Here is a 6,816-nt window from a genome sequence, read left to right on the forward strand (position 1 = left end):
AACAAGTGTCTATGCGTTTAAAACACATTATGACGGTTATATTTATAGCCGTCTTTTTTAATAGTTCAGCCCAAATTACTGGTATCGTTACATCTCAAAACAACAATCCCGTTGAAGGTGTTTCAGTAAGCGTTGGCGATTCCATAATGGTTAACACAAATTCAAATGGGGCATTTTCTTTTTCTTCAGAAATAGAACTTCCTGTTACAGTTATGCTTCAGCATCCTGATTTTTATGCTGAAAGGATCACTATTTCAGAAACAGGAAAAAAGTATATTCTTAAAAGAATAAAGGAAACAGAACAACTGGAACCCGTTATTTTGGCTTCTAAATTTCAGAAGGAAAGTGGCGTACTTGTGCCTACTTCCCGTATTTCTTCAGAAGCTATTGAAACCTATAGCCCGGTAGATTTGGTTAATGCTATTAATGAAACACCCGGAGTATATATTCAGCAAGGAGCCATCAATACAAACCGAATTACCATCCGCGGCGTGGGTTCTCGAACGTTGTATGGCACTAATAAAATACGTGCTTATTTTAATGGTATTCCCATTACAAACGGGGTGGGCGAAACGGCTATTGATAGCTATGATGCTAACGATATACAAAATATTGAAATTATAAAAGGTCCAAAAGCTACGCAATACGGAACCAATCTTGGCGGTACGCTACTGCTCAACTCCAATGAGCTTTTAAAAAATGGAACTGAAGTTTCAAATACAGTAACAGCGGGCTCATACGGGTTGTTTAAAAATACGTTAAGTGCATCTGTTAAAGAAGACAATCTATCGATTCATTTTAATTATGACCATCTTCAAAAAGACGGATACCGCGATAACAGTCGGTATAACCGGAATAGTTATTTTTTGCATACAGATTACCAGTTTAACGACAAGTACAGTGTTTCTTTTTTAGTAAACCATCTTAACAACAATGCGCAAATACCTAGTTCGTTAAGGTTAACAGATTTTACTGAAGATCCCTCACAAGCAGCTTTTACTTGGGATGCGTCTAAAGGCTACGAAGACAACCGCCAAACGGTGACTGGACTTAGTTTTTCAAGTAAGTTTTCAGAAACCTTTAGCAATAACACAAGTGTATATTACACGTATTTAGATCATTATGAGCCACGCCCTTTTAATATTTTAGATGAAATAACGAATGGTTATGGTGCAAGAACAGTATTTGCCAAATCGTTCAGTTTTAATGAACGACAAGCTTCCGTGAGTTTTGGTGGTGAATGGTATCAAGATGAATACCGTTGGAAAACAATTGAAAATTTATATGAAGAAAACAACAATCAAGGTAGTCTAGAAGGTAATTTGCTTAGTAACAATAAAGAAATTAGAAAACAATTAAATGCATTTGCGACTACTATTTTGCCACTTACCGCTACTCTTGAAGCTGAGATTGGCGTAAATGTAAATAAAACCACCTATGACTATACCGATGCTTTTAATATAGGAAGCGATAATACGTCTGCCGATAGAGATTTTGAGCTTATTGTAGCTCCCAATCTCAATATTTTATACACTGCATCACCAAACACTTCTTTCTACGGAAATATTAGTAGCGGGTTTAATTATCCTAGTCTGGAAGAAACCTTAACACCCGACGGAATTATTAATCCCGATATTGGTCCCGAAACTGGTTGGAATTATGAAGTAGGAACCGATTTATATCTCTTCAACAGAAATTTACATCTACAATCTTCCGCCTATTTATTGTCTATATCCAATCTATTGGTAGCTGAACGTGTGGGCAATGATCAATTTATTGGTAGAAATGCTGGTAAAACACATCATCGAGGGTTTGAGTTTCAGGCTGACTACCGCTTTAATGTAGCTTCCGTTTTTGAGGTTAAACCTTTTTTTAATGCGGAATTTAACTTTCACAAGTTCCTTGATTTTGTAGATGAAGCAGATGATTTTTCAGGAAACGATTTAACTGGGGTACCCGATAAAAAAATAACAGCAGGCGTACGAGTTTATCACAACTCAGGAATTGGTATCTCCTCAAACTTTAGACACATTGGGAGTCAGCCAATAACCGATAGCAACTCACTGTATAGTGATTCATACAACTTATTAAATATACAAGCCGAATACAAAAAGGCGATAGCAGATGCTTTTCATATCCGGCTTTCAGCAGGCATTAATAATGTAACTAATTCAATGTATGCTTCTTCAATTTTAATTAATGCCTCTGGTTTTGGTGGAAGCGAACCGCGGTATTACTACCCTGGTCTACCTCGCAATTATTATAGTAGTTTACAAATTCAGTATTCTTTTTAAGGAATCTAGTTAAAACTGGCCATCCAAATAGGTATAAAAATGGCAATCATTGCTGCCAGGGCCAGTTTTTTATAGTAATTGTTTATAAACAAGGCTGTTATTAAATATACTGCTTCTTCGGTTCTAGATACTGCCGTACCACCTTTTGATGAAAGGGTTGCTATTACCAATGCTTTCTCCCTTTGATTGAAACTCCATTTGGAATTCCAAATATTTTCATATTTCCAAATAAATGTCTCGTTGTTAAAAGTAGCTGTTGCTTTTGAGCAAAAACCATTATAAGTAATATCCCCTATTTTCTTATTGCTTTCAACGTCAATAACATCCGTTGTTTGTTTTAAAAACCCCTTGGTTTCAAACCTAAACTTTTTGTTTAAAAGTGATTCAATAGTAATAGATGAAAAGTTTTTATCCACAAGCTCCCCTATTTCCTTTCCTTTAGCATATAATTTATAGGTACTTGAAAATGTTCCCTTCTTCCAGTTTAATTTCATTTTATAAATTTGTTTACTACGTGTTTAAATTATGAAATAAAACGTATGGTCATAAAAAGACTTGGCGCTTCATTATTACTAGCTCGTACTGCATTAACAATAGGCAATACAAATGCTACAATACCAATAAAGATGAGCATTAAAATACCTAATCCTAATAGTAATATGGCTGGAATGCTAATGATGGTCAGCAATATTAGTGTAAGTTGAAAATTAACAATAGCTTTTCCATGTTCGTTCATTCCTACTACTTTATCACGCTGTGTAAGCCAAAGAATTAGAGGTACTACTAGCCCTCCAAAACCAGTAACATAGGTTAATAGTTGTGATACATGTGCGATGACCAATAACTGGTTATCAGTTCGTTTTGCGGTGTGGTTGATTACTTCCATTTTTGATTGATTTTTTGATGATGTACTATATAAGTAGTGAAATATGATAAAATGTTACACACATACCAATCGAATATGGAATTATGTATTTTTGCAAGATAAATAAGGCAGGTAAGAGATTCCTGCCGAAATTTATACTGAGCATTTCAAAATAAATATCCGAAGTACAAGAATTTATGACACACACAGATACCATTGTAGCGTTAGCCACCCCATCAGGCGCTGGTGCCATTGCCATAATCCGTCTTTCGGGTGACGATGCTATTACTATTGCCGCTAACTTGTTTTCCTCGATTTCAGGAAAAGATTTAACAAAACAGAAAACACATACCGTGCATTTAGGCAATATTATGGACGATACGCGAGTGATTGATCAAGTATTGGCTACAGTTTTTAAAAACCCTAACAGTTATACGGGTGAAAATGTAGTTGAGTTTTCATGTCATGGTAGTAGCTATATTCAACAAGAAATTATTCAATTATGTCTTCGGAAAGGCTGCCGAATGGCACAGGCTGGTGAATTTACCCTACGTGCGTTCTTAAACGGAAAAATGGATTTAAGCCAAGCCGAAGCGGTAGCCGATTTAATAAGCAGTGATTCAGCCGCTTCACACCAATTGGCCATACAACAAATGCGTGGCGGATTTTCTTCGGAAATAAAGCAACTTCGCCAAGAGCTATTAGATTTTGCTTCCTTGATTGAACTGGAGTTAGACTTTGCCGAAGAAGATGTAGAATTTGCCAATCGGGATGAGTTCCAGAAATTAATAACCCGCATTACTCATGTTTTAAAACGTTTAATTGACTCATTTGCTACTGGAAATGTGTTAAAAAACGGAATTCCAGTCGCCATTGTAGGCGAACCGAATGTTGGGAAATCTACACTTTTAAATGCGTTACTGAATGAAGAACGTGCCATTGTAAGCGACATTGCTGGTACTACGCGAGATACTATTGAAGATGAAATTACCATTGGCGGCATAGGCTTCCGATTTATTGATACAGCTGGTATTCGTGAAACTACCGATACTATTGAAGGCTTAGGGATAAAGAAGACCTTTCAAAAGATGGAGCAAGCTCAGGTGGTTGTGTTGCTGGTGGACGGTATTCAGTTGACTAGTGGTAGCGATATCATTCAGAAAAGAAAGGTAGAAATAGAAAAAATTAAAAATAATTTTCCTCAAAAACCTTTGGTGATTATTGCCAATAAAGTAGATCAACTTTCAAAAGAACGAATTACAGCTCTTACTACTGAAATTCCAAATGTAAAACTACTTTCAGCAAAAACAGGTGAAGGGGTTGAAGAACTACAAACCACCCTACTCGATTTTGTAAATACTGGAGCGTTGCGTAACAACGAAACCATTGTCACCAATACGCGCCATTACGATTCGCTTTTAAAAGCTTTGGAAGAAATTCATAAAGTACAACAAGGTATTGACAGTAATTTAAGTAGTGATCTTATGGCGATAGACATTCGTCAAGCCTTGTATTACTTTGGGGAAATCACTGGAGAAATATCGAATGACGAGCTACTTGGAAACATATTTGCTAATTTTTGTATCGGAAAGTAATTCCTGAGACTTGTGCTACATAGAACAATTCCAGTAGTCCTTTCTTTACTAGCTATGTTTATTAATTAAATAGATTACACTATAACTCTATTATAAGTTTGCCATAACCATATTATAACCACGCTATAACCTATACGTAATTATTTAGTATATTTACTTTATATGTTTCGATTACAGCGGGTTGTATTCATTTTAAAATTTGGTTGTTATGGCAAAGCAAAAAGGTATTATTCCCTTAACGGGAACTATTGGAGGGATTAATTTTTATTACTTAAACGGAAAACCAGTTGCTCGACGGGCCGGAGGTGGTTTTAATGGAAAGGCCATTAAAGAGAAAGCCAGTATGCAGCGTGTGCGGGAAAACGGGAGTGAGTTTGGGCATTGTTCGCAGGTGAATAAAGCATTTCGACGGAGTTTGTATCCTTTCTATGCCGGACATACATTTACACATTTTCACAGCCGATTGATGGCATTATTCACAAAACTAAAAGATCTGGACGCAGCACATGATCGTGGAAAGCGGCGCGTAGCAAACGGAGTTGCTACCACCTCAGGCAAAAGGTTATTAGAGCATTTCACCTACACACCAGATTGCCCATTAAATAACGTTTTGCCCTTTTCCTATCAGTATACTGCAACCAACTATACTTTAAAGATTCTAGATTTAGATTCTTCGCAGGTGCATTGGGTTAAGGGTGCTCATCTACTTTCTATTACGCTGGGTATTTTAGTCTTTGATTTTGAGACGTTGGCTTTTTCCTTATTTGAAAGTGAACCGATTTGGTTAACCCCTGAAACAGTGAAACAAGATTATAGCTTATCCCCCATTCAAACTGTTCATGGCAGCGGTGTATCGATTGCCTTTTTGGGCATACGGTTTTATCAGCTTGTAAATAGGGAGCGTTATGTGTTACATGGCAATGACGCTGTTGGTTTTGGAGTGGTGGGAATAGCATAACTAATTTTTAATAGTTACCTATCGATGAGTAAACACAGAAGTTTGTTTTAGTTTTATAAGATACCCCTTATGAATGGTATATTAGTATTTCTTATTTTACTATTTTAAAATTATGAACGTAATAAAAATGCAAAAACCGCTCATAGCATGCCAAATAGGTACATTAACAGCGGAAAAACCGTTCATATAAACAAGTTGTGCTTCATTATCAGAAACCGCTAACCAATGATACAATTCTTTAGAAAAATTAGACAAAACTTACTAATGGAAAACAAGACTGGAAAGTATTTTAAATGTGCCATTGGAGAAATTGTACTTGTCGTAATTGGAATTTTGATTGCTTTACAGATTAATAATTGGAATCAGTCTCAAAAAGAAAAACAAATTGAAACACAATACTTAAATAACATTGTTAGAGATCTCAATGAACAGTTGAATTCTATTGATATCCAAATGCAAATGGAACAATCATATTATGAAGCTGCAAGCTATCTAATAGAAGATTACAATAAAGATCATATGTTTACTTTAGACAGTATCTTTTATAAACGTGCTTCTTTTTTAACTTATAGAAAAACATTTGTGATTACTGACCCAACCTATACCGATTTAATATCTTCTGGGAAGATTAGTAATTTAAAAAACCAAGTTAATAAAGATCAAATATTAAATTATTATCAAGAATTAGAACGCATAGAAAAAATCATTCAAAACAATAATTCTCTACTTATTGATCAGCATTATATCGAGGCATTTTTAAAATTTGGTTATAATTATGTCAATCTGTTTGAAGAATATGGTGAAAGCTTTTCAAAATTTCCAGGTCATTTAACAATACCTAACTACGAAACTGATATTCAAGAGATCTCTAAAAGCATTATTTTAAAAGATGAAAGCAAACTAGCATTATTAAATGCCATTACATTTAGACAAATTTTGGCACTTGTTCATTATGAGCATATGATAAACGCAAAGTCTGATACAAAATCATTAATTGAAAAGCTAGAACAAGAATAATATAATAAGAACCTTAAGAAAAATAACGAAAGTACAACAATGGTAACCGTTGCACAACCCCATGATTTTTATAAAACTGAGCTAAGA

6 protein-coding genes are annotated in these 6,816 nt (G+C 35.2%); 4 read left to right on the forward strand and 2 right to left on the reverse strand.

Going from position 1 to position 6,816, the window contains the following annotated elements:
- The first annotated feature begins 11 nt into the window (after positions 1 to 11).
- A complete protein-coding gene (locus AACZ92_RS13470) occupies positions 12 to 2,294 on the forward strand; it encodes a TonB-dependent receptor (RefSeq protein WP_339702255.1) in 2,283 nt (760 codons plus the stop codon).
- Positions 2,295 to 2,299: 5 nt separating this feature from the next.
- Here AACZ92_RS13470 and AACZ92_RS13475 read toward each other — a convergent pair whose 3' ends face one another.
- Both AACZ92_RS13475 and AACZ92_RS13480 read right to left on the reverse strand, forming a co-directional pair.
- Positions 2,300 to 2,788, reverse strand: coding sequence for a hypothetical protein (locus AACZ92_RS13475; protein WP_339702257.1), 489 nt, complete (start codon positions 2,786 to 2,788; stop codon positions 2,300 to 2,302).
- 29 nt (positions 2,789 to 2,817) lie between these two features.
- A complete protein-coding gene (locus tag AACZ92_RS13480; protein WP_339702259.1) occupies positions 2,818 to 3,180 on the reverse strand; it encodes a DUF4870 domain-containing protein in 363 nt (120 codons plus the stop codon).
- 176 nt (positions 3,181 to 3,356) lie between these two features.
- Between AACZ92_RS13480 and mnmE the strand changes: the two genes are divergently transcribed.
- The 3 genes from mnmE (at position 3,357) to AACZ92_RS13495 (ending at position 6,729) form a co-directional block, all read left to right on the forward strand.
- On the forward strand, positions 3,357 to 4,754 hold the full coding sequence (gene mnmE / locus AACZ92_RS13485; protein ID WP_339702261.1) for a tRNA uridine-5-carboxymethylaminomethyl(34) synthesis GTPase MnmE: 1,398 nt from the start codon (positions 3,357 to 3,359) through the stop codon (positions 4,752 to 4,754).
- Positions 4,755 to 4,962: 208 nt separating this feature from the next.
- Positions 4,963 to 5,712, forward strand: coding sequence for a hypothetical protein (locus AACZ92_RS13490; RefSeq protein WP_339702263.1), 750 nt, complete (start codon positions 4,963 to 4,965; stop codon positions 5,710 to 5,712).
- A 264-nt stretch (positions 5,713 to 5,976) separates the two neighbouring features.
- On the forward strand, positions 5,977 to 6,729 hold the full coding sequence (locus AACZ92_RS13495; protein ID WP_339702265.1) for a DUF6090 family protein: 753 nt from the start codon (positions 5,977 to 5,979) through the stop codon (positions 6,727 to 6,729).
- The last annotated feature ends 87 nt before the right edge of the window (positions 6,730 to 6,816 follow it).

Source organism: uncultured Marixanthomonas sp., from assembly GCF_963974425.1.
Taxonomy (GTDB): Bacteria; Bacteroidota; Bacteroidia; order Flavobacteriales; family Flavobacteriaceae; genus Marixanthomonas.